At 69.7% G+C, this 25,798-nt stretch carries 22 protein-coding genes; 8 read left to right on the top strand and 14 right to left on the bottom strand.

What is annotated here, in order from left to right:
- Both Q4I23_RS03520 and Q4I23_RS03515 read right to left on the bottom strand, forming a co-directional pair.
- A partial coding sequence (locus Q4I23_RS03520; protein ID WP_498525324.1) for a tetratricopeptide repeat protein occupies window positions 1-1,557 on the bottom strand: 1,557 nt, incomplete at its 3' end.
- A 60-nt stretch (window positions 1,558-1,617) separates the two neighbouring features.
- The gene (locus Q4I23_RS03515) at window positions 1,618-3,510 is read right to left on the bottom strand and encodes a tetratricopeptide repeat protein (protein ID WP_498525323.1); all 1,893 of its coding nucleotides are present in this window, start codon (window positions 3,508-3,510) and stop codon (window positions 1,618-1,620) included.
- A gap of 138 nt (window positions 3,511-3,648) precedes the next feature.
- On the opposite strand from Q4I23_RS03515, the gene Q4I23_RS03510 reads away from it, so the two are divergent.
- The 3 genes from Q4I23_RS03510 (at window position 3,649) to Q4I23_RS03500 (ending at window position 6,872) form a co-directional block, all read left to right on the top strand.
- Window positions 3,649-4,458, top strand: coding sequence for a class I SAM-dependent methyltransferase (locus Q4I23_RS03510; protein ID WP_498525322.1), 810 nt, complete (start codon window positions 3,649-3,651; stop codon window positions 4,456-4,458).
- 4 nt (window positions 4,459-4,462) lie between these two features.
- Complete coding sequence (gene ubiB / locus Q4I23_RS03505; protein ID WP_454020209.1) at window positions 4,463-6,004, top strand: 2-polyprenylphenol 6-hydroxylase; 1,542 nt, start codon at window positions 4,463-4,465, stop codon at window positions 6,002-6,004.
- 121 nt (window positions 6,005-6,125) lie between these two features.
- Window positions 6,126-6,872: a cytidylate kinase-like family protein gene (locus Q4I23_RS03500; RefSeq protein WP_498525321.1), complete on the top strand. Its 747-nt coding sequence runs from the start codon at window positions 6,126-6,128 to the stop codon at window positions 6,870-6,872.
- Here Q4I23_RS03500 and Q4I23_RS03495 read toward each other — a convergent pair.
- Window positions 6,827-8,635, bottom strand: a complete 1,809-nt coding sequence (locus Q4I23_RS03495) for an extracellular solute-binding protein (protein ID WP_498525320.1) — start codon at window positions 8,633-8,635, stop codon at window positions 6,827-6,829. The genes Q4I23_RS03500 and Q4I23_RS03495 overlap by 46 nt on opposite strands.
- 148 nt (window positions 8,636-8,783) lie before the next feature.
- Here Q4I23_RS03495 and ppa point away from each other — a divergent pair, with 148 nt between their 5' ends.
- Entirely contained in the window at window positions 8,784-9,341 is a 558-nt protein-coding gene (ppa, locus tag Q4I23_RS03490) for an inorganic diphosphatase (RefSeq protein ID WP_149164613.1), read from the top strand.
- A gap of 90 nt (window positions 9,342-9,431) precedes the next feature.
- Here ppa and Q4I23_RS03485 read toward each other — a convergent pair whose 3' ends face one another.
- Window positions 9,432-10,373 carry an L-lactate dehydrogenase gene (locus tag Q4I23_RS03485; RefSeq protein WP_014238825.1) on the bottom strand — a complete coding sequence of 314 codons (942 nt, stop codon included), beginning with the start codon at window positions 10,371-10,373 and terminating at the stop codon, window positions 9,432-9,434.
- 313 nt (window positions 10,374-10,686) lie between these two features.
- On the opposite strand from Q4I23_RS03485, the gene Q4I23_RS03480 reads away from it, so the two are divergent.
- Entirely contained in the window at window positions 10,687-13,371 is a 2,685-nt protein-coding gene (locus Q4I23_RS03480; RefSeq protein ID WP_454020213.1) for a bifunctional acetate--CoA ligase family protein/GNAT family N-acetyltransferase, read from the top strand.
- 56 nt (window positions 13,372-13,427) lie between these two features.
- Here Q4I23_RS03480 and Q4I23_RS03475 read toward each other — a convergent pair whose 3' ends face one another.
- Window positions 13,428-14,417, bottom strand: a complete 990-nt coding sequence (locus Q4I23_RS03475) for a 2-hydroxyacid dehydrogenase (protein WP_237904630.1) — start codon at window positions 14,415-14,417, stop codon at window positions 13,428-13,430.
- Between the two features lie 231 nt (window positions 14,418-14,648).
- On the opposite strand from Q4I23_RS03475, the gene Q4I23_RS03470 reads away from it, so the two are divergent.
- Window positions 14,649-15,203: an SH3 domain-containing protein gene (locus Q4I23_RS03470; protein ID WP_454020214.1), complete on the top strand. Its 555-nt coding sequence runs from the start codon at window positions 14,649-14,651 to the stop codon at window positions 15,201-15,203.
- A 16-nt stretch (window positions 15,204-15,219) separates the two neighbouring features.
- On the opposite strand, the gene Q4I23_RS03465 is transcribed toward Q4I23_RS03470, so the two are convergent.
- The 5 genes from Q4I23_RS03465 to Q4I23_RS03445 form a co-directional block, all read right to left on the bottom strand.
- Window positions 15,220-15,813 carry a DUF3501 family protein gene (locus Q4I23_RS03465; protein WP_498525319.1) on the bottom strand — a complete coding sequence of 198 codons (594 nt, stop codon included), beginning with the start codon at window positions 15,811-15,813 and terminating at the stop codon, window positions 15,220-15,222.
- On the bottom strand, window positions 15,810-16,229 hold the full coding sequence (locus Q4I23_RS03460) for a rubrerythrin family protein (RefSeq protein ID WP_014238831.1): 420 nt from the start codon (window positions 16,227-16,229) through the stop codon (window positions 15,810-15,812). The genes Q4I23_RS03465 and Q4I23_RS03460 overlap by 4 nt, the downstream gene beginning before the upstream one ends.
- Window positions 16,230-16,412: 183 nt before the next feature.
- Window positions 16,413-16,844 carry an iron response transcriptional regulator IrrA gene (irrA, locus tag Q4I23_RS03455; RefSeq protein ID WP_498525318.1) on the bottom strand — a complete coding sequence of 144 codons (432 nt, stop codon included), beginning with the start codon at window positions 16,842-16,844 and terminating at the stop codon, window positions 16,413-16,415.
- A gap of 137 nt (window positions 16,845-16,981) precedes the next feature.
- A complete protein-coding gene (locus tag Q4I23_RS03450; protein WP_247883177.1) occupies window positions 16,982-18,379 on the bottom strand; it encodes an NAD(P)H-dependent flavin oxidoreductase in 1,398 nt (465 codons plus the stop codon).
- A 229-nt stretch (window positions 18,380-18,608) separates the two neighbouring features.
- Entirely contained in the window at window positions 18,609-19,358 is a 750-nt protein-coding gene (locus tag Q4I23_RS03445) for a glycerophosphoryl diester phosphodiesterase (RefSeq protein ID WP_498525317.1), read from the bottom strand.
- 65 nt (window positions 19,359-19,423) lie between these two features.
- Here Q4I23_RS03445 and Q4I23_RS03440 point away from each other — a divergent pair, with 65 nt between their 5' ends.
- Window positions 19,424-20,458: a lysine-2,3-aminomutase-like protein gene (locus Q4I23_RS03440; RefSeq protein ID WP_498525316.1), complete on the top strand. Its 1,035-nt coding sequence runs from the start codon at window positions 19,424-19,426 to the stop codon at window positions 20,456-20,458.
- Here the strand turns inward: Q4I23_RS03440 and Q4I23_RS03435 are convergent, their stop codons facing one another.
- Entirely contained in the window at window positions 20,459-21,013 is a 555-nt protein-coding gene (locus Q4I23_RS03435) for a TspO/MBR family protein (protein ID WP_498525315.1), read from the bottom strand.
- A 125-nt stretch (window positions 21,014-21,138) separates the two neighbouring features.
- Here Q4I23_RS03435 and ypfJ point away from each other — a divergent pair, with 125 nt between their 5' ends.
- Window positions 21,139-22,032, top strand: a complete 894-nt coding sequence (ypfJ, locus tag Q4I23_RS03430) for a KPN_02809 family neutral zinc metallopeptidase (RefSeq protein WP_498525314.1) — start codon at window positions 21,139-21,141, stop codon at window positions 22,030-22,032.
- An 11-nt stretch (window positions 22,033-22,043) separates the two neighbouring features.
- On the opposite strand, the gene Q4I23_RS03425 is transcribed toward ypfJ, so the two are convergent.
- The 3 genes from Q4I23_RS03425 to pnp all read right to left on the bottom strand — a co-directional run bounded on the left by Q4I23_RS03425 (window position 22,044) and on the right by pnp (window position 25,696).
- Complete coding sequence (locus Q4I23_RS03425; RefSeq protein ID WP_498525313.1) at window positions 22,044-22,556, bottom strand: hypothetical protein; 513 nt, start codon at window positions 22,554-22,556, stop codon at window positions 22,044-22,046.
- Window positions 22,557-22,618: 62 nt separating this feature from the next.
- Window positions 22,619-23,380 (bottom strand): class I SAM-dependent methyltransferase, encoded by a 762-nt coding sequence (locus Q4I23_RS03420; RefSeq protein WP_454020221.1) that lies wholly within the window; start codon window positions 23,378-23,380, stop codon window positions 22,619-22,621.
- Between the two features lie 195 nt (window positions 23,381-23,575).
- Entirely contained in the window at window positions 23,576-25,696 is a 2,121-nt protein-coding gene (gene pnp, locus Q4I23_RS03415; RefSeq protein WP_454020222.1) for a polyribonucleotide nucleotidyltransferase, read from the bottom strand.
- Between the last annotated feature and the right edge of the window lie 102 nt (window positions 25,697-25,798).

Here is a 25,798-nt window from a genome sequence, read left to right as displayed (position 1 = left end):
AGGCCCCGGCCCCTCCACCAGCCGCTCGCTCCAGGCGGCGACGCGCCGCGGATCGGGACGCAGATAGGGCACGCGGGCGGGGATCGCCTCCAGGCTCGGGCAGAACAGGCCGGCGAGGCTCATCAGCGGAATCTGGACGTCGGTGTCGGGCAAGCCGCTTACGCCCGGAAAGTCGGGAGCCCGCGGGATCACCGTCACCCGCGCCGGATCGGTGTTGCGCTCCAGCAGCGGCAGGAGAGGGCCGTGCGCCTCCAGATGGACATGCGCCGGGGCGGCCTGCAGCACATGATCCAGGAAGCGGATGAACTGGATGGTGTCGCCCAGCCCTTGCTCCGCATGGACCAGGATGGTCCGCCCCGCCAGATCGGTGCCGTCCCAGAGCGGCTGACGGAAGGGGCGGCGCTGCCCGGCCAGGGCCTGGCTCCGCCAGCGCCACTCGTACTCCGCCCAGCCGGCGGCGTAATCGCCCAGCCGCAGCAGCAGATGGGCCAGATTCCAATGGGCGACGGTCAGTTGCGGCGCCACCCGCAGGGCGCCGCGGAAGGCCTCCTCCGCGTCCCGCGGGCGGCCGAGATGGACGAGTGCATCGCCACGGACGACCTGGGCCTCGCCCAGTTCCGGGGCCAGCCGCAACGCCCGCTCGGCCAGCCGCAGGGCCTGCGCATCCTCCCCGATCTGGATGGTCAGCGCGCCGAGGTTGGACAGGGACGGAGCGTGCGCCGGATCGCAGACCAGCGCCGCGCGCCCGGCGGTCATCGCCTCCTCCCGCCGCCCCTGGGCGGCCAGCGCCAGCCCGAGCTTGGCGTGGCCCTCCGCCTCCTGCGGGGCCAGGGCGCGCGCCCGGCGGGCCAGCCGCTCGGCCGCCGCCGCGTCGAGCCCGTCGAGCCGGCACAGCGACAGGTTCCACAGCGCCAGGGCCTCCGCCGGACGAGCGGCCAGCAGCCCGCGGAACAGCCGGGCGGCCTCCTCCACCCGGCCATCGCGGTAAAGCGCGGCGGCGTGGGCGGAGAGGAGCGGCACTCCCACCGCCTCCGCCACCGGGCGGGTGAGCCGCGCCACCGCCTGCCCGACTTCCCCTCCATCAAGAAGCTCCCGCCCTTCCCGCTCCACCGCCCGGTCGGCGAGGTAGCGAGCCTCCAGGCTGTCGGGCTGGAGCGCCAGGAGCCGTTCCAGCACCAGCAGCGACTCGTCGTGCCGCCCGACGCCGCGGCAGGCCAGGGCGAGCTGGAACAGCGCTGCCGCGTGGTCGGGCTGGAGCGCCAGCGTCCGCCGCAGGGCGGTTACCGCCCCCTCCCCGTCCTCCAGGATCAGCCGGACGCGGGCAAGGTCGTAGCGCAGGCCCGGATTGTCGGGAACCAGCCCGATCGCCCCGACGAACAGCGCCGCGGCCAGTTTCGGCCGGTCCGTCTGGCCGTAGAGCATGCCCAGCAGATGCAGAGCGTTCGCCTGATGGGGATCGGCGTCGAGGATGCGGCCGTAGAGGATTTCGGCCTCGGCCAGACGGCCGGACTCGTGGTGGTCGAAGGCGATGGCCAGGGCTTCCGCGATTGTCGCCATGTTTCCGTGCCGGGCCGTGGGAGGAAGTGAAGGGGTGGGAGGACGCGAAGGGTAGCAGAGCTACCGGAAAAGCGCTCGCAGCCGGTCGGTCACGGCCTCCAGCGGCGTCCGCCAGTCCCCCGCCGCCGGCTGACGGAACAGGCGGGCCGAGGGGTACCAGGGTGAGTCGTCCCGGCCGACCAGCCAGCGCCAGTCCGCCGCATGGGACAGCAGCACCCAGACCGGATGCCCCAGCGCGCCGGCCAGATGGGCGGTGGCGTTGTCGATGGTGACGACGAGATCGGTGGCGGCGATCTGCGCGGCCAGCCCGTCCAAGTCGTCCTTGCGGTCCAGCCCGGGCGGCAGCGTGAGGGCGATGCCCTCCGCCGCCAACGCGGCCACTTCCTCCGCGCAGTCGCCGTACTGCAGCACCACCATGTCGGCACCCGCGGCGTGCAGAGCGCGCACCAGATCGGCCGGCGGCACGTTGCGCAGGCGTCCCCATTTCGGGTTGGTGGTGTGCCAGGCGATGCCGACCAGGGGCCGCCCACCACCCCGCCGAACCGCCGGTGTCCGCGCCGGATCGGCGGACAGGATCGGGCGAAGCCGGCGGAAATCCTCCTCGCCGCGCAGCAGCAGACGCGGCAGGCTGCCCGAGGGGATCTGCGCGGCGATGTCTGGGGCGGACAAGCGCGGGTCCGGCCGCGGGCCGCGCGGCACCACCTCCACCCCCGGCAGAGCGCGGGCGAACAGCGGCACCAGCCGGGCGTCGCATTCCAACAGGCAGCTCGCCAAAGCGCCTGTTGATGATTGCGTCTTATCTGTTGACGATTGCGCCAACAACGGGAGCAGCGTGGCGAACATCAGCTCGTCGCCGATCCCCTGCTCCCCCCAGACGAGCAGCCGTCCGTCGCGGAGCGGCTGGCCCGTCCACAGCGGCTGCGGGAAGCGCCCGGCGGTGCGGCACCAGGGTTCGGCGGACCAGCGGTCCTCCCAGGCATTCCAGCCCTCGGCGAAGCGCCCGAGCGCCAGCAGCGCCGCGGCCCGCACCAGCCGCGCGTCGGCCAGGGCGGGGTCGCGGGCGAGCGCCGCCTCCGCCTCGGCCAGCGCCGCCGCCGGGTCGCCGCAGAGCGCGTGGGCATCGGCGAGATTGTTGCGGATGGCCGCCGACTCCGGCTGGAGCGCCGCCGCCCGCCGCAGAGCGTCCCGCGCGCCGCCCGGATCGCCCTGCCCCTTCCGCACGTTGGCCCGGTTGTTCCACAGCGCGGCGTCGGCGGGGGCCAGCGCTAGACCGCGCTCATAGGCGCTGCGGGCGGAGGACAGCGCGCCGCGGTCCTTCCGCCACGCGCCCAACCGGTTCCACAGCGCCGCCCGCTCCGGGTCGAGCCGCAGGGCGCGGCGCAGATCCCCTTCGCCCGCATCGGGCCGCAGGGCCAGCGCCCCCAGCAAGCCGGCGTCGTCCGGCGCCAGCAGCGCGGCGATCCGCCTCTGGGCCAGCGCCTCGTCCGTCCGTCCCAGCGCATCCAACGCCTGGGCGCGGTTGATGCGCGGATCGGCCAGCCCCGGCCGAAGGTCCACCGCCACGCGCAAGGCCTGTTCCGCCGCGGCCGGATCGTCGGCGGCCAGCCGGCGCACCGCGAAATTGTTGAGAAGCGCCACACGCTCCGGATCGAGGGCGGCGGCGCGGGCCAGCGCCTCCGCCGCCGCGCCGAAGCGGCCCAGCGCTTCCAGCAGGCTGGCGTGGTTGGCGTGCAGGTCGGGCTGGCCTCCATCCCCGGCGATGGCCTGCCCGACCAGCGCGCAACCCTCCTCCAGCCGCCCGCATTGGGCGAGGAGAAGGCCGCGCAGATGCAGGGCCGGCGGGTGGCCGGGAACGGCGTCGAGGATCTGCCCGTAGACCGAGTCGGCCTCGGCGAAGCGTCCCTCCCGCTGGAGGTCGAAGGCGATCAGCAGGGCTTCCTGCAGCGTGGCCATGGTCCCCCCTGTTCCGCCCGGGGGGCACGGTGGCGAAGGCGGGGCGCGGGGTCAAGCCCGCAAAAACCGCGCGCCGGGGGTGCGTCACGGCAACGCCCCGGCTGGCGCAAGCCCAGGTCGCGCGCTATGTTGCGCGCCATGACCGATCCGCGCACCCCCTCCGCCCCGTCCCCGCCCGCAGCTCCGGCCCAGGCCACCGGCGTGTCCGCCGGGGCCGAAGGGAACTGGTTCGGCTACCGCCCCGTCGATCCCGACGCCAAGTCCGGCCTCGTCCGCGCCGTCTTCGACAGCGTGGCCGGGCGCTACGACCTGATGAACGACCTGATGTCGGGCGGCATCCACCGGCTGTGGAAGGACACGCTGATGGAGATGGTGGCGCCGCGCGCCGACATGACGCTGCTGGACGTGGCGGGCGGCACCGGCGACATCGCCTTCCGCTTCCTGGAGCGCGGCGGCGGGCGGGCCGTGGTCTGCGACATCACCGAGTCGATGGTCCGCGTCGGGCGCGACCGCTCCTACGACCGCAACCTGCTGACCGGCGTGAACTGGACGGTCGGCGACGCCGAAAGGCTGCCCATCGCCTCCCGTTCGGTGGACGCCTACACCATTGCGTTCGGCCTGCGCAACGTCACGCGCATCGACGCCGCGCTTTCCGAAGCGCGCCGCGTGTTGAAGCCCGGCGGAAAGTTCTTCTGCCTGGAGTTCAGCCACGTGGTCCTTCCGGTCCTGCGCGAGATCTACGACGTCTATTCCTTCCAGGTCCTGCCGCGGCTCGGCCGCATGGTGGCCGGGGACGAGGACAGCTACCGCTATCTGGCGGAGAGCATCCGCCGCTTCCCCGAGCAGCAGGCCATGGTCAAGCGCATCGAGGCCGCGGGCTTCGGCGCGGTGCGCGTGCGCAACCTGACGGGCGGCATCGCCGCCATCCATTCCGGCTGGCGGATCTGACCGGATGCTGTTCCGGACCGCCCGAAACATCGGCCGCCTCTTCGTGATCGGCCGCACGCTGGCGCGCTACAACGCGCTGCCGGAAACGCTGCCGCAGACCGCCCCCGGCTTCGCGCTGTTCTGGCGCTGGGTCGGCAACGCCAAGGAGCCGGGCCGCGTCGGCCAGCGGCTGGCCCGCGCGCTGGCCGATCTGGGGCCGACCTACATCAAGCTGGGGCAGCTTCTGTCCACCCGCTCCGACCTCGTCGGCGAGCGGATGGCGCTGGATCTGGCCGAGCTTCAGGACAAGCTGCCGCCCTTCCCCGGCGCCCAGGCCCGCGCCATCGTCGAGGAGGAGCTGGGCGCCCCCATCGGGACGCTGTTCCGCAGCTTCGACGAGGTGCCGGTCGCCGCCGCCTCCATCGCGCAGGTGCATTTCGCCGTCACCGCCGAGGGGCGGGAGGTCGCGGTGAAGGTTCTGCGGCCGGGCATCGAGAACGCCTTCGAGCGGGACATCGACCTGTTCTACTGGCTGGCCGAGCTGGCCGTCCTGGTCATGCCCAAGCTGAAGCGGCTGCGCCCGCGCGAGGTGGTGGATACCTTCGCCCGCACCTCCCGCCTGGAGATGGAGCTGCGGATGGAAGCCGCGGCGGCGTCGGAGCTGGGCGACAACTTCAAGGACGACCCCACCTTCAACGTGCCGGCCATCGACTGGGACCGCACGGCGCGCCGCGTCCTGACGCTGGAGCGCATCCGCGGCTTCAAGGTGGACGAGTCGGAGAGGCTCGACGCCGCCGGCTTCGACCGCGACGAGATCCTGGCGAAGGCCTCGGCCAGCTTCTTCAACCAGGTGTTCCGCGACGGCTTCTTCCACGCCGACCTGCATCCCGGCAACCTGTTCGTCACCCAGGACGGCAACATCACCGCCGTCGATTTCGGCATCATGGGCCGGCTGGACCGGGCGACGCGGACCTACCTCGCCGACATGCTGATCGGCTTCCTGACCGGCGACTACCGCCGCGTCGCGGTGGTGCATTTCGAGGCGGGTTACGTCCCCCGCCACCAGTCGATCGAGGTCTTCACCCAGGCCTGCCGCGCCATCGGCGAGCCGTTGCAGAACAAGCCGCTGAGCGAGATTTCCGTCGGCCGGCTGCTCGCCCAGCTCTTCGCGGTGACCGAGCAGTTCGAGATGGAGACCCAGCCGCAGCTCCTCCTGCTCCAGAAGAGCATGCTGACGGCGGAGGGGGTGGGCCGTTTCCTGAACCCCGACATCAACATGTGGGAGCTGGCGCGCCCGCTGATCGAGGACTGGATGCGCGAGAACCGCGGGCCGGAAGCCCAGATCCTCGACGATCTGGAGGCCGTGGTGTCGACGGTGCGCCGCCTGCCCCGTCTGGTGAACCAGGCCGAACGCGCCGCCGCCGAGTTGGCCGACGGCGGCCTGCGCCTGCACCCCCATTCGATCAAGCACATGCTCGACCGCTGGGTGGAACGCCGGATCAGCGAGCGCGTCGCCCTGTGGATCATCGTCATCCTGCTGACGGTGATCGCGGTCCGGGTGCTGTAGGGTCCTTTTCGGCGGCGCGCGGAAGGGGTGCGGCGACGTGCCTCTCCCCCTTGGGCGTCGTTGACCCCGCCGCCGCCCGGCCGGACACTGGAGTCGTCGCAACCGTTCGCGGAGGGAAGCCATGGCCCGCGACGAATTCCAGGCGCTTCTGACCTACATCCGAACCGACCAGTTCCAGCCGCACCGGCCCCGCTCCGGCCCGCTGGAGTCCGCGCCCCCCGTCGTCACCATCGCCCGCGAGCATGGGACCGGCGGCGAGGCGATCGCGGCGAAGCTCGCCAAGTCGCTGGGGGTGCCCTGCTTCGACAAGGAAATCCTCGACGCCGTGGTGGCGACGGCCACCTCCGACCCCGCGCTGATGCGCCAGCTCGACGAGAAGCTGCCGGGGCGGACGGGAATGTTCCTCTACGCCAGCCTGATGGGGCTGCACGACCCGCTGACCGAGTACCAGCGGCTGCTGACCCGCGTGGTCAACGGCATCGCCTTCCGCGGCGGGGTGATCGTTGGGCGCGGGGCGCATCTGCTGCTGCGCGGGGCACCGCGCTTCCGCGTCCGCATCGTCGGATCGGACGAGGTCTGCGCCGCACGGCTGGCCGGCGGCGATCCCGCCAAGGTCGCCGACGCGCTGCACGAGGTGCAGCGGGTCAACGCCGCCCGCGCCAAGTATTTCAAGGAGTTCTTCAAGATCTCCAACGGCGATCCGCTGCAGTACGACCTGATCGTCAACACCGACCGCTTCACCGACCTGGACGCCGTGGTCGATGTGATCCTGCACGCCTACCGGGTCCATGGCGGGCAGAATCATGGTGGACATGCGGAGGCTCAGCCGCCCTCCTCGATCCACCAGGATTCGACCAGCGGGCCGTAGAGGGGCGTCGCCTCCGGGTGCTTCAACCGCGACCAGCGGGCCATGCGGTCGGCCGGGCTGTGGAACAGCGGCACCATGTAATGGCCCCACAGCAGCACCCGGTCGAGCGCGCGGACGCGGGCCACGAGATCGGCGCGCGTCCGCGCCTCGGCGATGGAGGCGGCGACGGCGTCCACCACCGGGTCGCGGATGCCGGGATAGTTGCGGCTGCCCGGCTGGTCCGCCGCCTCGGACCCGTAATAATAAAGCTGCTCGTTGCCCGGCGAGAGGCTGGAAACCCACCAGCGCAGGGTCATGTCGAAATCGAAATGATCCAGCCGCGCCTGATACTGCGCGTTGTCCACCGTGCGCACTGTGGCGGCGATCCCCAGCCGCTCCAGCGAGCGGGCGTATTCCAGCGCCACCCGCTCGTCCGCCGGGCTGCCCAGCAGGATTTCGAAGGCGAAGGGACGCCCCGCCCCGTCGATCAGCCGCCCACCACTCACCCGCCAGCCGGCCTCGGCCAGCAGGCGCAGCGCCTCGCGCAGGTTATCCCGCGCCCCCGCCGGGCCGCTGCCGTCGGTGCGCGGCAGGGTGAAGGGCGTGGTGAACAGCTCCGGCGGCAGGCGGTCGCGGAAGGGCTCCAGCACTGACAATTCCTCCAGCCCCGGCAACCCCTCTGCCGCCAGCTCGGAGTTCGGGTAATAGCTCGCCGTGCGGACCAGCGCGCCGTGGAACAGCGTCTTGCCGATCCAGGCGAAATCGGTGGCGAGACCGAGCGCCCGCCGCACCCGGATGTCCTGGAACGGCGGGCGGCGGGTGTTGAAGATCAGGCCGCGGGCGAACTCCGGGCGGCGGTGCGGCAATTCCTCCAGCACGATCCGCCCGTCGCGGAACGCCGGACCGTCGTAGCCGGTGGCCCATTTGGCGGGATCGGATTCGCGCCGCACGTCGCCCTGCCCGGCCAGGAAGGCCTCCAGCGCCACCGAGTCGTCGCGGTAGTAGGTGAAATCCAGCGTGTCGGCGTTGAACAGCCCGCGCCGCGACGGCAGGTCCCGCCCCCAGTGGTCGGCCACCCGCTCGTAAACGATGCGCCGTCCGGCCTCCGCCTGTTTGATCCGGTAAGGGCCGCTGCCCAGCGGCGGGTCGAGCGTCGTGGCGGCGAAGTCCCGCCCCGCCCACCACGCCTTGGCGTGGATCGGCATCAGCCCCATCAGCAGCGGCATCTCACGGTCGAAACGCCCGTCCGGGCCGGGGGCGAAGACGAAGCGGACGGTGCGCTCGTCCGGCGCCTCGGCGCTCGCCACCTTGGCGTAGAACTGGCGGCGGTTCGGCGTGCCATGGGCGCGCTGGACCTCCAGCGAGAACAGCACGTCGGCGGCGGTTACCGGCGTCCCGTCGTGCCAGCGCGCGGCGGGGTTCAGGTGGAAGACGGCGGTGCTCCGGTCCTCCGGCACCTCCAGGCTCTCGGCCAGCAGGCCGTAGAGCGAGAAGGGCTCGTCCCACGAGCGGGCCAGCATCGTTTCGAAGACGAAACCAAGCCCCAGGGCGGGCACGCCCTTGACCACATGGGGGTTCAGCGTGTCGAAGCCGCCGGTCACCGCCTGGCGCAGCGTGCCGCCCTTCGGCGCGTCGGGGTCGACGTAGGCGAAATGCGCGAAATCCGGCGGATAGGCGGGGTCGCCATGCATGGCGATGGCGTGGACAGCCTTCGCGGGGGGGTCGGCCCGCGCCGCAAGGGGAAAAAAGGCGAGACAGAGCAGCGCAAAGAGGATGCAGGGCATGGCGAAGGCTCGTCCCTTTGCCGCACCTGCGCAAGTGGCTTTGACTTATGCCCGCATCTGCCTAAACTCCGCGCGCGCGGCGCCGGGAGCTTTGGCCCGCGTCCACAACCAAGCGCAACCCGCTTTTGCAGTCGAAGGATGGTTTTCCATGGATCTCAGCAAGGTTCCGGTCGGCAAGAACGCCCCGTGGGACGTGAACGTGGTCATCGAGATCCCGTTGCGCGGCGAGCCGGTGAAGTACGAGATCGACAAGGAGTCGGGCGCGATGTTCGTCGACCGCTTCCTGCACACCGCCATGTACTACCCCTGCAACTACGGCTTCATCCCGCACACCCTGTCGGGTGACGGCGACCCGGTGGACGTCTGCGTGGTCGGCCGCCATTCGGTCATCCCGGGCGCCGTGCTGCGCTCGCGCCCGATCGGCGTGCTGTTCATGGAGGACGAGGGCGGCGAGGACGAGAAGCTGCTGGCCGTTCCGGTCGACAAGCTGCACCCGTTCTACAGCAACGTGAAGTCCTACAAGGACCTGCCGGAGATCACCACCGAGCAGATCGCCCACTTCTTCCAGCACTACAAGGATCTGGAAAAGAACAAGTGGGTGAAGATCCTGCGCTGGGGCGACGAGCAGGAAGCCGCCAAGAAGATCCAGGAAGGCATGGAGCGCGCCGCCGCCGCCACCAAGGGCCAGCTCGGCCCGGTGGTCTGACGCGCCTCTCGACTGGACGGGTTGCAAGGACCGGCTCCGCAGCGCGGGGCCGGTCCTGCAACGCGGACCAGCCCCGCTCCTCTTTCCTCATTAGGGCAGCGACTTCTCCACCGAGGTCACCGCCTCCTTTAGGATTTCCGCGCTGCGCTTCAGCGCCGCCGCCTCCTCCTCCGACAGGTCGGGCATCACCGTCTCCAGGACGCCGCCCGCCCCGATCACCCGCGGCAGCGACAGCGCCACGTCCGGCACGCCCAAAACCTCGTCGTTGAGGATGGAGCAGGTCAGCACCGCCCGCTCGTCCCCGGCGATGGCCGCCACGATGCGCGACAGGCCGCCGCCGATGCCGAAGGCGGTGTGGCCCTTGCCGTCGATGATGTGGTAGGCGGCGCGGCGCACGCCCTCGTCGATGGCGGCGCGGTCCTCGGCGGTCAGGGGACGCTTCAGCCGCTCGGCGCCACGGTCCACCGGCAGGCAGGCCACGGTGGCGCCGGACCACAGCAGGACTTCCGAATCGCCATGCTCGCCCACCACATGGGCGTGCACCGACTTCGGCGTCACCCCCAGCCGGTCGGCCAGCAGCGCGCGGAACCGCGCGGTGTCGAGAATCGTGCCGGAGCCGATCACCCGCGACGGCGGCAGGCCGGAGATGCGGGTGGCGATCTGCGTCATCACGTCCAGCGGGTTGGTCGCCACCAGCAGGATGGCGTCGGGCGCCGCCGCCAGGACGGCCGGAATGATGGCGCCGAAGACCGCCGCGTTGCGCTCCAGCAGCTGCAGGCGCGTCTCGCCGGGCCGCTGCGCCACGCCCGCGGCCAGCACCACCACGCCGGCCCCGGCCAGCGCCGCATAGCCGCCGTGGCGCACCTGGGCGGCGCGGGCGAAGGGCACGGCGTGGGCGATGTCCTGCGCCTGGGCCGCAGCCAATTTCTCGTTCATGTCGACCAGCACGACCTCGCTGGCCGCACCGCTCATCACCATGGCGAATCCCGCCGTGGCGCCCACCGCGCCGGCCCCGACGATCCCGACCTTCATGGCTCCCGCTCCCTGTTTTTTCCGTTGAGGGTCAACAGGGTGGAGCATCGCGCCCGCCCGCTCAAGCCCCGATGCACAGCGGGGATATCCGGTGCGGGGATATCCGCTTCGGAGGGGGGCGCGACAAAGGGCGCCTGTACAAAGGTATGACCAATGTGTATGTTGCACCGCAACATGAGCGGCGATCGGTCGCGTTCCCGTCCCGCGATTGCCTCTTTACCGCTGATTGCAAGTCGACGGCCCCGGTCCGATCTTTACCGGAATGGCGGCTGTTCGAGCCTTGCTGTGTGAGACGAACCCCCGGAACCCGGCCATGACCGTTCGCAACCTCGACCGCCTGTTCAAGCCCGCCTCCATCGCCCTGATCGGGGCGACCCGAAAGCCGAACACCATCGGCGCCGTGGTGGCCCGCAACCTGTTCAACGCCGGGTTCGACGGCCCGATCATGCCGGTGACCGGCGAGCGCGCGGTCGAGGGGGTGCTGACCTACAAGTCGGTGGACGATCTCCCGGTCACGCCGGACTTGGCGGTGATCTGCACCCCGGCCGCCACGGTGCCAGCCACCGTCGACGCGCTGGGCAAGCGCGGAACCAAGGCGGCCATCGTCATCTCCAGCGGCTTTTCCAAGGAGCAGACCCAGACCCTGCGCGAGGCGGCGAAGCCCCACCTGATGCGCGTCCTGGGTCCCAACAGCCTGGGCATCATGGTGCCGGGCCGCGGGCTCAACGCCAGCTTCGGCCATGTCACCCCGAAGAAGGGCGACGTCGCCCTGGTGGCGCAGTCCTCCATGGTGGTGACCTCGATCGCCGACTGGGCGACGGCGCGGGGGATCGGCTTCTCGCATCTGATCTCGATGGGCGACAAGGCGGACGTCGATTTCGGCGACCTGCTGGACTATCTGGCCGGCGACGCCAACGTGCGCGCCATCCTGCTCTACATCGAGAGCATCAGCGACGCGCGGAAGTTCATGTCGGCGGCGCGCTCCGCCGCCCGCCAGAAGCCGGTGATCGTCATCAAGTCCGGCCGCACCGACGAGGCGCTGGAGGCTTCCACCTCCCACACCGGAGCGCTGGCGGTCTCCGACGCCGTCTATGACGCCGCCTTCCGCCGCGCCGGCATCCTGCGCGTCAGCGGCCTGGACGAGCTGTTCGACGCGGTGGGCACGCTGGGCACCGGGTCGCCGATCACCGGCGACCGGCTGGCCATCCTGACCAACGGCGGCGGCATGGGCGTGATGGCGACCGACAGCCTGATCCTGTCCGGCGGGCGGCTGGCCCAGTTCGCGCCGGAAACGATGGACGCGCTGGAGAAGGCGCTGGGCGCCGGCAGCGCCCGCAACCCGCTGCGCATCGGTGGCGACGCCCCTCCCAAGCGCTACGCCGACGCGCTGAACGCGCTGATGGCCGACCCCAACAACGACGCCGTTCTGGTGCTGAACTGCCCGACCGCGGTGACCGACGGGCTGGCCGCCGCGCAGGCCGTGGTCGACACCATGATCGCCAACAAGACGCGCAAGCATCCGGTGCTGACGAGCTGGCTGGGCGACAACACCGCGGCGGAGGCGCGCAAGCTGTTCGCCGCCAACCGCGTCCCCACCTACGACACGCCCAGCCACGCGGTGCGCGCCTTCCTGCATCTGGTGGAATACCGCCGGAACCAGGAGCTGCTGATGGAGACGCCACCATCGGTGCCGGAGGACTTCCAGCCCGACGGCATCACGGTGCGCAAGATCATCTCCCGCGCCATCGCCGAGAAGCGCGACTGGCTGAGCGAGTATGAGGCCAAGCGCGTGCTCGCCGCCTACGGCGTCCCGGTGGTGGACACCCGCCGCGCCGACACGCCGGAGGAGGCCGCCCACTGCGCCGAGATGATCGGCGGGCCGCTGGCGCTGAAGATCCTGTCGCCGGATATCACCCACAAGTCGGACGTCGGCGGCGTCGCGCTGCACCTGACCGAGCCGGCGGAGGTCAAGGCCGAGGCCGAGGCCATGCTGGCCCGCGTGCGCGAGGCCGTGCCCGACGCCCGCATCGAGGGCTTCACCGTCCAGGAGATGGCGGTGCGCGCCGACGCCTACGAGCTGATCGTCGGCATGACGGAGAACGAGCTGTTCGGCCCCGTCCTGCTGTTCGGCGAGGGCGGCATCGGGGTGGAGGTGGTGGAGGACTACGCGCTGGCATTGCCGCCGCTGAACATGAAGCTGGCGACGGAGCTGATGGGCCGCACCCGCATCTGGCGCCAGTTGCAGGGCTACCGCTCGCGCGCCGCGGTCGATCTGGAGGCGGTGGCGCTGACGCTGAACAAGATCTCCCAGCTCATCGTCGATTTCCCGGAGGTCGCCGAGCTGGACATCAACCCGCTGCTCGCCGACGCGGAGGGCGTCCTGGCGCTGGACGCCCGCATCAAGGTCGGCGTGCCGGCCCTGCCCGGCGCCAAGCGTCTGGCCATCCGCCCCTATCCCAAGGGGCTGGAGGACCGCATCACCATCAAGGACGGCCGCCAGTTCGTCGTCCGCCCCATCCTGCCGGAGGACGAGCCGCTGGTGCACCACATGGTGGCCAACCAGACGCAGGAGGATCTGCGGCTGCGCTTCTTCGCGCCGCTGAAGCGGTTGTCGCACCAGGCCGCCGCCCGCCTGACCCAGATGGACTATGACCGCGAGATGGGTCTGGTCGCCGTCGGGCCGGACCCGGAGACCGGCGACACCATCATGTACGGCGTGGTGCGCATCACCGCCGACCCCGACAACCTGCGCGCCGAATACGCCGTGATGGTGCGGTCGGACATGAAGGGCCAGGGGCTGGGCTACCAGCTCATGAACAAGATCCTGGACTACGCCCGCTCCCGCGGGATCAAGGAGGTCTACGGCGAGGTCCTGCGCGAGAACACCAGCATGCTCGGCATGTGCCGCGCGCTCGGCTTCATCCGCAAGGAGAACCTGGACGAGCCCGGCGTGGTCGAGGTGCGGATCGAGCTGGGCGGCGGTCTGGCCGCGGAGTAGCCTCCGGTCTTCCTGGGTTGAGAGCGTCCTCTAGACGCCCTCGCCAGCACTCAGCCTTACAGCAGCGTTTCCAGGACGCGGTCGGGTGGGGCGTGGCCGTCCGCGAAGGTCTTGATGTTGATGATGACCTTCTCGCCCATGTCGATGCGGCCCTCGATGGTGGCGGAGCCCATGTGCGGCAGCAGGACCACGTTGTCGAGCCGCAGCAGCTTCGGGTTCACCGCCGGCTCATGCTCGAACACGTCCAGGCCGGCGCCGGCGATCTCGCCCTTCGACAGCATCCGGGTCAGCGCCGTCTCGTCGATGACCTCGCCGCGCGAGGTGTTGACGATGAAGCAGTGCGGGCGCAGCAGCTTCAGCCGGCGCTCCGACAGCAGATGGTAGGTGGCCGGGGTGTGCGGGCAGTTGATGGACACCACGTCCATGCGCGCCAGCATCTGGTCCAGGCTGTCCCAATAAGTCGCCTCGAGCTCCTGCTCGACGTCGGGATAGACGCGGCGGCGGTTGTGGTAGTGGATCGACATGCCGAAGGCCCGCGCCCGGCGCGCCAGCGCCTGCCCGATGCGGCCCATGCCGAGGATGCCCAGCCGCTTGCCCTGGATGCGGTGGCCGAGCATCGTCGTCGGCCCCCAACCCTTCCACTGGCCGGAGCGGACCAGCCGCTCGCCCTCCGCCAGCCGGCGGCCGACCGCCAGCAGCAGGGCCATGGTCATGTCCGCCGTATCCTCGGTCAGGACGCCCGGCGTGTTGGTGACGCTGATGCCGCGCTCCCGCGCCGCCTTCAGGTCGATGTGGTCCACGCCCGTCCCGAAGGAGGCGATGAGGCGGAGCTGCGGCCCGGCCTTCTCGATCACCTCGCGGTCGATCCGGTCGGTGACGGTGGGAACCAGCACGTCGGCCGTCTGCGCCACGTCGATGAGCTGCGCGTGGGTCAAGGGTTCGTCGTCGGAATTCAGCCGTGCGTCGAACAGCTCCATCATCCGCGTCTCGATGACGTCGGGCAATTTGCGGGTGACGACGACGAGCGGCTTCTTCTTTTCGGTCATTGGACGGTGCCTCCCCCATTCCGGGCCGACGCTTGTCCTATCAAGCGGTTGGGAAGCTGTCCAGATGGCAGTGACGATTCGGCGCGGCGGCCAGCCTGATGAGCCGCCCCGCCATGTGACAAGAACCGACGTTGCACGCCCGCCCGCGCCTTGCGCTTGCTCCTGGCGGCTACCCCTAATTATAGTGCCTCCGACTCAAATCCTTCCGATCTCCACAGCACGGGGCTGCCGGTGTTGCCGTTGCCGACGACGTCTGCCATCCGCCGCGCTCTCGCCGTTCTGGCGCTGGCCGTCGCAGCCCTGGCGCCGGTCACGCCATCCACCGCCGACGCGTCGGAAGGCGGACGGCGCGAGAAGGACCCGACCCACGCCTCGGGTCTGCCGATCCCCCGTTTCGTGTCGCTGCGCTCGGGCGAGGTGAACGCGCGCACCGGCCCCAACGTGCGCTACCCCATTGAATGGGTGTTCACCCGCAAGGAAATGCCGGTGGAGATCACCCAGGAATTCGACACCTGGCGCCGCATCCGCGATTGGGAAGGCAGCGAGGGCTGGGTGCATCAGAGCATGCTGTCGGGCAAGCGCAGCATCGTCATCACCGGCGACATCCGCAGCGTCCGCAAGGAGCCGCGCGGCGACGCCGCCGTCGTGGCCCGCGCCCAGCCTGGAGTGATCGGCTGGCTGCGCAAATGCAAAGGCGAGTGGTGCGAGGTGGACCTGAAAGGCTATCGCGGCTGGATGAGCCGCGGGGAGTTCTGGGGCGCCTACAAGGACGAGACGTTCGAGTAAGGGAGCACAGCGCCCTCTACCTGAAATCTTCCGCAAGCTCCGCCCGCACCGCCTCCGGCATCACCGCCATGTGGCCGTACCGGGGATGGCCGATACCGAGGATCACCTCCGTCCCGGGGGTGCGGAAGGCGGCGATCTGCTCCGGCGTGAAGTCGAAATGCAGGAAATGGACGGCGGACGCCTTGCCGACCTCGTTCGTGCGCTCCACGTCCTCCTCCGGCCGGCCGGTCACCGTGTGGCCGGCAAAGCGCAGCGTCACCGTCCGCTCCACCCCGCCCAGCCGGCCAAGTTCGGCGGCGCGGCGCGCCGGATCGGCGATCTCGAACATCAGCGTGGCGACCAGTTCCGTCCCCTGGGGAATCAGCCCGTTGTAGGCGCGCAGCTCGCCGTCGATCTGTGCCTCGCCGCCCCGCTCGATGAACAGCATCTCGTGGACCTGCTGCCACATCGTCTCGTAATTCTCGAAATGGACGAGGGCGTAGGGACCGACCGCTACGCGGCGCCTCTTCTTCACGGCGACCAGCGCGCTGCGGCGGGCGGCGCGTTCGAGGGCATAGCGGTCCAGGGGAAGAATGTCGGCGCGGGTGATCGCGGTCCGGCGTGCCGTCATGACGACAGCTGGTCCAGCATCCTCTGGAACCGCCCGGCGTGGCTCCGCTCGGCCTTGGCCAGTGTTTCGAACCAGTCCGCGACCTCCTCGAAGCCTTCCTCGCGGGCGGTGCGGGCCATGCCAGGGTACATGTCGGTGTATTCGTGGGTCTCGCCGGCGATGGCGGCCTTCAGGTTGCTCACCGTGTCGCCGATGGGCAGGCCGGTGATCGGGTCGCCGGCCTCCTCCAGGAATTCCAGGTGGCCGTGGGCGTGGCCGGTTTCGCCCTCCGCGGTGGAGCGGAAGACGGCGGCGACCTCGTTGTGGCCTTCTACGTCGGCCTTCTGGGCGAAATAGAGATAGCGGCGGTTGGCTTGGCTCTCACCCGCGAAGGCCGCCTTGAGGTTCTGCTCGGTCTTCGTGCCCTTCAGCGACATGGCGGCGTTCTCCAGACGGGGTTCTGTCCGGCCCGGCCGCGCGCGGGCGTGGGGCCTCCGGCGGCCGAGCCTCGGCTACGGCTTATGCCATTGCTCCCAAAACGCGTCAATGTTCCGGAAATTCCCTGAAGGCCCGGTCGGGAGACGGATTTTTTCCGGAGACGGCCATCGGCCGCCTGTCCTTCAGCGGTCCTTGCCCTGCTCCGCGCTCAGCCGGACGATCACGTCCACCCGGGCGATGCGCGTGCCCGGCGGGGCCGGCGGCAGATGCTGCACCACCACGTCGTCGCCGGGGATGTCCTCCAGCCGGCCCGTCCCTTCCAGGAAGAAGTGGTGATGGTCGCTGGTGTTGGTGTCGAAGTAGGACTTGCCCGCCTCCACCACCACCTCACGCAGCAGGCCGGCGGCGGTGAACTGGTTCAGCGTGTTGTAGACCGTGGCCAGCGACACCCGAAGGTCCGCCCCCATGGCCTCGGTGTGGAGCTGCTCGGCGGTGACGTGGCGGTGTTCCCCTTCGAACAGCAGGCGGGCCAGACCCAGACGCTGGCGCGTCGGGCGGAAGCCTGCCGTCTGCAGGCGATCGAGGGCGCGCTTGAAGGGTCGGGTGCCGGTCATCGTCGTCTGTTCGCCGTGGTTCAGGTCACAAAGTCGAAACGCGAAACGGACCGCGGCGATCTGCCGCAGCCCGCTCACTTTAGAACGATTTCAGGTCAGGGGGCAAGCGCCCCCCGCAAAGCCGCGGGCCGCCGGCGTCAGTAGCCGGTGGCGATCCGCTCGACCAGCTGCTTCACGGTCGGGATGAACCCGTCCTTGTAGTAGGGGTCCGACGCGAAGCGGAAGGCGTTGTGACCGGCGAACATGAGCTGGTTTTCGCAGTCGTCGGTGTGGCTGACCGCCTGCAGGGTCTTCTGGATGCAGTAGGACCGCGGATCGGCGCGCTTGCCGTTCGTGCCTTCCTCGTTCTGCGCCCAGTTGGAGAAGTTGCAGGCCGACAGGCAGCCCATGCAGTCCACCTGATCGCGGTGGATGCGCTCCGCCTGCTCCGGCGTGACGAAGATGACCGTGCTGTCCGGCGTCTTCAGGCCGCTGGTGAAGCCTTGGGACAGCCAGCCCTCGGCGCGGGCCTTGTCCGTCTCGGTCACATAGACCGGGCGGCCGCGCGGGCCCAGCGGCAGCTCGGCGGAATGCTCGCCCACCGGCTTGGGCAGATAGGCCACCTGACGCTCCGAGCGGGCCATCAGGTCCATCAGGAACGGGTTCTTGACGGCGGAGGAGTAGAAGCCCGTCGGCGAGAAGCGGTTCAGGAAGACGTCGCCTTCCTTCAGCGTCAGCAGGCGGTGCTTCCAGGCGTTGGAGATCGGGCTTTCCTGGGTCAGCAGCGGGCGCGTGCCGAACTGGAAGGCCACCGGGCCGAGGTCGGGGTTGTCGATCCAGTCTTCCCAATCCGACAGCCACCAGACGCCGCCCGCCATCACGATGGGGGTGTCGTTCAGGCCGAAGCTGTTCAGCATCTGGCGCAGCGCCAGGACACGGGGGAACGGATCCTCCGGCTTCAGCGGGTCTTCGGAGTTGGACAGGCCGTTGTGACCGCCGGCCAGCCACGGGTCCTCGTAGACCACGCCGCCCAGGTTCTCACGGAACTTGTGGTAGGCACGCAGCCACAGGGCGCGGAAGGCGCGGGCCGAGGAGACGATGGGGTAGTAGTGCACGCCGTAGTGCACGGCGATCTCCGCCACGCGGTAGGGCATGCCGGCGCCGCAGGTGACGCCGTGGATCAGGCCCTGGGAGCCTTCCAGCACGCCGTGCAGGATGTGCTCGGCGCCGCCCATTTCCCACAGGACGTTCATGTGGATGCGGCCTTGGCCGTTCGACGCCTCGTGCGCGATGCGCGCCTGCGCGATGCCGCCCTGGATGCCGAACTTGATCAGCTCGTCGTGACGCTCGCGACGGGTTTTGCCGTGATAGACCTGCGGCAGGAGATTCCCGTTCTCGTCGTAGCTGTCGGCGTTCACGCCCGAGAATGTTCCGATACCCCCGGCCGCCGCCCAGGCGCCCGAGCTTTCCCCGTTGGAGACGGCAATTCCCTTGCCACCCTCGACGAGCGGCAGAACCTCCCGGCCAGACATCAGCAACGGCTTAAGCGCCTTCAACGAAACCTCCAAGACCATGAGAGCGCCCGCGTGCGGGCACCCGGACAGCGCGACCCGAAAGACGACGAAAAACGCCGCCGGGAGTCGTGCCCCCGACGGCCCATGCCGCCATGAGCGATCTATATATGAGGAAATTTCCGTGCGGACGAGCGGATTCGCGGTGTTAGAAAAAAATCTGTCACAGCGACATGTCCCCAAGCGTCAACCGGTGGTCCCTGGGAGAACCGCTTCACGGGGACGTCCCGGCGGCCAGCTCCGCCGCCAGCCGGCCCGGCGCGTCGGTGAAGAGTCCGGCCACACCCCAGTCGAACAGCGCCCGCGCCCGCGCCGCGTCGTTGACCGTGTAGGCCAGAACCGGACGCCCGGTGGCGCAGTAGGCGGCGACGCTCTCCGCCGTCTGGCGATCCTGATGGACGTTCAGCGTGGCCGCGCCGATGCGGTCGGCGATGGCCGCCCAGTCGGCGGGAGGGTCCCACAGCAGGTAACCGCGCGGAATCTCCGGCGCCCGGTCGCGCGCCACCTCCAGGCAGGGCACCTCGAAGCTGGACACCAACAGGGGCAGGCCACCGGGCCACAGCCGCTTCAACAGCTCCAGCGCGGCTTCCGCTGTCGGCACCTCCTGGCCGGGATAGGGTTTGATCTCCAGATTCAGGCCCAGGCCCAACTTGCGGATCACGCCCAGCGCCTCCTCCAGGGTCGGCACCGTTTCGCCGGCGAAACGGGCGTCGAACCAGGAACCGGCGTCCAGCGCCTTCAGCTCTGCCAGGGTCAGGTCCGGCACCGGCCCGGCGCCGTTGGTGGTGCGCTCCAGCGTGTCGTCGTGGATCAGCACCGGCACGCGGTCGCGGGTGAGCATCACGTCCACCTCGACCCAGGCGGCGCCCTGGCGGGCGGCCTCGCGCAGGCTGGCGAGCGTGTTTTCCGGCGCGCTTTCCTTGGCGCCGCGGTGGCCGATCAGGCGGGGAAGAGTCGACAGCATGGGTCCTGCAGGAGTAAGAGCGGGCCTCTCATACTAGGCGCAAAGCGGCGGATCGGGAACGAGCGATGAAGGCAGCCCACAGCGTGACCGATCTGGTGGCCGCCGGGCTGATGACGCCCGCGGCGGGCGAGGCCGTGGCCGCCGTGGCCGACCGCTACGCCATCGCCCTGACCCCGTACCTGCTGGAAACGCTGGCGGACGCCGCGCCCGGCGATCCCCTGTACGCGCAGTACGTCCCCTCTCCGGAGGAGGCGTACACCGCGCCGGAGGAGCGCGAGGACCCCATCGGCGACGTCGCGCGCAGCCCGGTGAAGGGTATTGTCCACCGCTACCCCGACCGGGTCCTGCTGAAGCCTCTGCACGCCTGCGCGGTCTATTGCCGCTTCTGCTTCCGGCGGGAAATGGTCGGCCCCGGCGGTGAGGCCCTCTCGCCCGACGAGCTGGACGCCGCCCTGGCGTACGTGCGTGCGCATCCCGAGGTGTGGGAGGTGGTGGTGACCGGCGGCGATCCGCTGCTGCTGTCGCCGCGGCGCCTCTCCCACATCGTCCGCAGCCTGTCGGACATTCCCCATGTCGGGGTGGTCCGGCTGCACACCCGCATCCCCGTCGCCGACCCGGCGCGCGTCACGGCGGAGCTTGTGGAAGCGCTGAAGGCGCCGGACGTGGCGACCTGGATGGCCGTCCACGTCAACCACGCCAGCGAGTTGACGGAGGAGGCGCGCGGCGCTATCGCCCGTCTGGCCGACGCCGGCATTCCCCTGCTGGGCCAGAGCGTGCTGCTCAAGGGCATCAACGACGACGCGGCGGCGCTGGAGGCGCTGTTCCGGGGATTGGTGCGCAACCGGATCAAACCCTATTATCTGCACCATCCCGACCTCGCCGCCGGCACCAGCCATTTCCGCCCGACCCTGGCCGAGGGGCAGGCGCTGGTGAAGGGACTGCGCGGGCGCGTCTCCGGCCTCTGCCAGCCGACCTATGTGCTGGACATCCCCGGCGGGCACGGCAAGGCCCCCGCCGCACCGGGCTGGGTGCGGCCGGACGGTGAGGACGGCTATCTCGCCGAGGATTTCACCGGGGCGACGCACCGCTACCGCGGCTGATCAGCGCGTTCCCAACCCCGGCCCCAGACCGAACAGCGGGTCCGGGTTCAGGACGACGCCATGAATGGCGACGATGGAGGCGAAGCCGGTCCACAGCACCAGCGGCAGCCAGCTCGCCGCGATGGCGCGGTCGTCCGGCCAGGCCAGCAGCACGCAGGTCGCGGCGATGATGAAGTAGGCCATGGTCCAGGCCGCCGCCAGGATCGGGCTGCCCATCGTGAAATAGGCGAAGCCGAAGCTGGCGTAGAGCAGCCACAGCGCCCCCTGCATGCCGATCAATGCCGGGCGCCAGCGGATCGTCCAGGGCGCGTTCAGCAACCGCACGCAGCCCCAGAGCTGGATCAGGCTGATGCTGAACCAGACGACGGGAAAGGCCCAGCCCGGCGGCTGCAGCGGCGAGGGCTGATAGCCGGGAAACGGCTCCCCACCCCGCTCGAACACGCCATAGGTGTTGGTGAGCAGCCAGAAGACCAGAGCCTGCCACCAGTGCACGTGGAATGGCAGCGGGCCGGTGTCGGTTGCGGGTTCCGTCGGGACGAAGGAGCGGTGGTTCATGCCTTAGGAATTGGCACGGCCCCGCTTTCGGTCAAGCGCGTGGTTGACGCATCCGGCGGAGCGCCGGAACAGCCACGCCCTTTCGCTGGTTTCCCTCTCGCAATGCGTCGGGGGAGGATCGGGCGATGCGGTGGCAGGACGGTCGCGAGAGCGAGAATGTCGAGGACCGGCGCGGCACGCCCGGAAGCGGCGGCTTCCGCAGGGGTGGGATCGGCATCCCCATCGGGCGTGGCGGCATCGGCATCGGCGGGCTGGCGGTGATCGTGGTGGTGTCGCTCCTGCTCGGCATCAACCCGCTGGACCTGTTGCAAGGCACCGTCCCGCAGGAGCAGGCCCGTTACGAGCAATCCGACGTTCCCAGCAACGGAACCGACGACGAATTGAAGCGCTTCGTCTCCGTCGTCCTCGCCGACACGGAGGACACCTGGGCCGCCCAGTTCCAGCAGATCGGCCGGACCTACCAGGACCCGGCGCTGGTGCTGTTCTCCGGCACGGTGGATTCCGGCTGCGGCTTCGCCCAGGCGGCGATGGGTCCCTTCTACTGCCCGCAGGACCGCAAGGTGTACATCGACCTCAGCTTCTACCGCGACCTGCGCGACCGTTTCCGCGCGCCGGGAGACTTCGCCCAGGCCTATGTGATCGCCCACGAGGTCGGCCACCATGTGCAGAACCTGCTGGGCATCTCCGACCGGGTGCAGCAGGCCCAGCGGCAGGCCGGCTCCCAGGCCGACGCCAACGGGCTGTCGGTGCGGCTGGAACTTCAGGCCGATTGCTTCGCCGGGCTGTGGGCCAACCACGCCAACCGCGAGCGCCAGATCATCGAGCCCGGCGACGTCGAGGAAGCCCTGACCGCCGCCAGCGCCATCGGCGACGACCGCTTGCAGAAGCAGTCGCGCGGCACCGTGACGCCGGACAGCTTCACCCACGGCAGTTCCGCCCAACGGGTGCAATGGTTCCGCAAAGGGCTGGAGCGGGGGGAATTGAACGCCTGCGACACGTTCGGGGCGGAGCGGCTGTAGCCCTCCTCAAATCATCCAGCGTCGGTCAGTTGCGCGGGCAGGCGGGAGCGCACCGGCTGGCGCCGGTCGATCACGCCGGCGACCGCCCCCGCCGCATCGCGCTGGATCTCGGCCAGAAGCACACCGTTGTCCGGCGCCTCCTCCGTGTCGCCGACCCGCGGGGAGGCCGCCAGATTCATGGTGGTTCCATCCTCGCCGACCGGCGCCGGGTCGGGGAAGAGCAGGTGGACGTAGTAGGAAGCGGACGAACCGCCGGGCACGGTCAGGGACGCGCCCTCGCCGGGCAGCACCAGGAAGCGCCCCATGGCGTCGAAGCCCGCACCGCTCCCGACCGTCACGCGGTCGCCGCCGCCGTGGGTCACCGCCGGCCCCTCCAGCACGCCGGGCGTATGGAGCAGCCGGTTCTGCAAGGCGTTCCAGTTCAGAAGGAACCGCTGTTCGAGCGTCATCAAGGCGCTCGTCAGGAACATGCCGTCGCCGTAATGCAGGCAACGGGTGGCGTCGGCAGGAATGGAAGCGGGCATCGCGGGTCACCGGGTCCGTGGAACGGGAAGTACCGATCGTGGAACAATCGGGGCACCGGCCATCACCCCGTCCCCCCGCCGATGAACAGCCCTTCCGGCGGCAGGAAGCGGCTGTGCAGGCGGAAGGACGGGAAGCCGGCGGGAAGCAGGTAATCGAAACCACCCCAATTCATCTCTCCCAGCGGCGCCGTGGCGCCTTGGCCGACCGGGAAGGGAAAAAAAGGGGCGACGGCGGTGAAGGGATCGGCTCCGTCCGCCGGATCGAGGTCGGCCCCGCTGCCCGCCCCCGTGCCGATGTCGCCGGCCAGGGCCGGGCGGTTGCGGACGATCAGGCTGAGATCCACCGTGTTGACGTAGCGCGCCTGTGCGCAGTCGAAACCGGCAAGCACCAGATTGTAGCAGAGAAGCCAGGCGTTCCAGCTCGTCACATGGCCGGCAACCATGCGGTCGGCCGGGTGGGTCGGGACGCTGATCGCCAGCACGCCGTCCGGAACAAGGCAGCGGCGCAGCTTTTCGAGAAAAGCACCGGGATTGCGCTGGTGTTCCAGCACATGGGAGCACCAGACCACATCGAAGGTCCGGTCGATGGCCGCATCCATGAAGTCGGTGCGAATGTCGGCGCTGCGGTGCAGATCGACCGTCACCACCTCCTTCCCGATGTGGCGCAGCAGGCGCGCGTGGTCGCCACCGCCCGATCCGACGTCCAGCACCGTGCGGAACTCATAGGAATCGACGAGGCGGAGAAGACCTTGCAGGCCCCAGTCGATCCGGAAGGACGGTCCATCCGGCGGAAAGACTGCGGTTTCGGAGGGCTGGTCGGGCATGGACAGGCACGCGTCCCGCAATGGTGGTGGTTCCACCTTGTAACACAGGGGACGGGAGCAGCCGAAGGCCGGACGCGATGAAGGAGCGAAAGAGGATTGGAGGCGGAAGCGTCCCGCCCCCTCCCCGACCCTCCCCCGCTCGCGCAGGGGAGGGAGATGAGAAGCGTCGTTCCCGCTTGCGCGCGGGAAGACGGATCAGGCGGCGGGACCGTCCTTCTTGGTCAGGTCTTCGCCGGTGGCCTGATCGACCTGCTTCATCGACAGCTTGACCTTGCCGCGGTCGTCGAAGCCGATGACCTTCACCTTCACCGAGTCACCCTGCGACACCACGTCCGACACCTTGCCGACGCGCTGCTGCGCCAGCTCGGAGATGTGGACAAGGCCGTCGCGGGAGCCCAGGAAGTTCACGAAGGCGCCGAAATCGACGACCTTCACGACCTTGCCGGTGTAGACCACGTTCATTTCCGGCTCGGCGACGATGCCCTTGATCCAGTCGATGGCGGCCTGGGCGGCCTTGGTGTCCACCGCGGCGACCTTGACCGTGCCGTCGTCCTCGATGTCGATCTTGGCGCCGGTCTGCTCCACGATCTCGCGGATCACCTTGCCGCCGGAGCCGATCACGTCGCGGATCTTCTCCTTCGGGATGTTGATCACGGTGATGCGCGGGGCGTTCTCGTTCACCGCGTCGCGGGCGCCGGTCAGGGCCTTGGACATCTCGCCCAGGATGTGCAGGCGGCCGTCCTTGGCCTGGCCCAGAGCGATCTTCATGATCTCCTCGGTGATCGAGGTGATCTTGATGTCCATCTGGAGCGCGGTGATGCCAGCGTCGGTGCCGGCCACCTTGAAGTCCATGTCGCCCAGGTGATCCTCGTCACCCAGGATGTCCGACAGGACCGCGAAGCCGTCGTCTTCCTTGATCAGGCCCATGGCGATGCCGGCCACCGGACGCGCCAGCGGAGCGCCGGCGTCCATCAGCGACAGCGAGGTGCCGCAAACCGTCGCCATCGACGACGAGCCGTTGGACTCGGTCACTTCCGACACCACGCGGAGCGTGTAGGGGAAGTCTTCCTTCTTCGGCAGCAGCGGGTGGATGGCGCGCCACGCCAGCTTGCCGTGGCCGATCTCGCGGCGGCCCGGCGAGCCCATGCGGCCGGCCTCGCCCACCGAGTACGGAGGGAAGTTGTAGTGGAGCATGAAGTGCTCCCGGTACTCGCCCTGCAGCGCGTCGATGATCTGCTCGTCCTGGCTGGTGCCCAGCGTGGTGACGACCAGCGCCTGCGTCTCGCCGCGGGTGAACAGCGCCGAACCGTGGGCGCGCGGCAGCACGCCGACCTCCGACACGATCGGGCGGACCGTCTTGGTGTCGCGGCCGTCGATGCGGCGGCCGGTCTTCAGGACGGCGCCGCGCAGGATGTCGGCCTCCAGCTCCTTGAACTCGGTCACGATGGCCTGGGTCTCATGGGCCTCGGCCAGAGCCTCCAGCGCCTTCGCCTTGGCGGCGCCGATCTTCTCGTAGCGGACCTGCTTCACCGTCTCGGTGTAGGCGGCCTCCACGTCGGCGCCGACGGTCGCGCGCAGCTTCGCCTTCAGCGCGGCGCGGTCGTAGGCCGGCTCCGGCAGGTCCCACGGCTCCTTGGCGCACTCTTCGGCCAGATCGATGATGGCGTCGATGACCGGCTGGAAACCGCTGTGACCGAACATCACGGCGCCCAGCATGATCTCCTCGGACAGCTCCTTGGCTTCCGATTCGACCATCAGCACGCCGTCCTGGGTGCCAGCGACCACGAGGTCGAGCGCAGAACCGCCGACGGCGTCCATGGTCGGGTTCAGCACATACTGGCCGTCGACGTAGCCGACGCGGGCGGCGCCGATCGGACCGAGGAACGGGATGCCGGAGATCGTCAGCGCGGCCGAGGTGCCGACCATCGCGACGATGTCCGGATCGTTCTCCAGATCGTGGCTCAGCACGGTGCAGATGACCTGCGTCTCGTTGCGGAAGCCATCGGCGAACAGCGGACGGATGGGACGGTCGATCAGGCGGCTGACCAGCGTCTCCTTCTCCGTCGGGCGGCCTTCACGCTTGAAGAAGCCGCCGGGAATCTTGCCGGCTGCGAAGGACTTTTCCTGGTAATTGACCGTCAGCGGAAAGAAATCGACGCCCGGCTTCGGCGACTTGGCGCCGACGACCGTGCAGAGGACCGTGGTCTCACCATAGGTGACCAGCACCGCGCCGTCGGCCTGACGGGCGATCTTGCCCGTCTCGAACGTCAGCTTGCGTCCACCCCATTCGATTTCTTTGCGGAAAACTTTGAACATGGATTCTTCCTTCCATCCGACACCTAGGCCCGCCGGATTGCTGGCCTAAGCCGGGGTCATCGGTCGTCGGACCCCGCATGTGAAAACCCAACAAAGGGCAAA

The organism is Azospirillum sp. UFLA03-27 (genome assembly GCF_059803775.1).
This window is presented reverse-complemented; position numbering and strand designations above follow the sequence as displayed.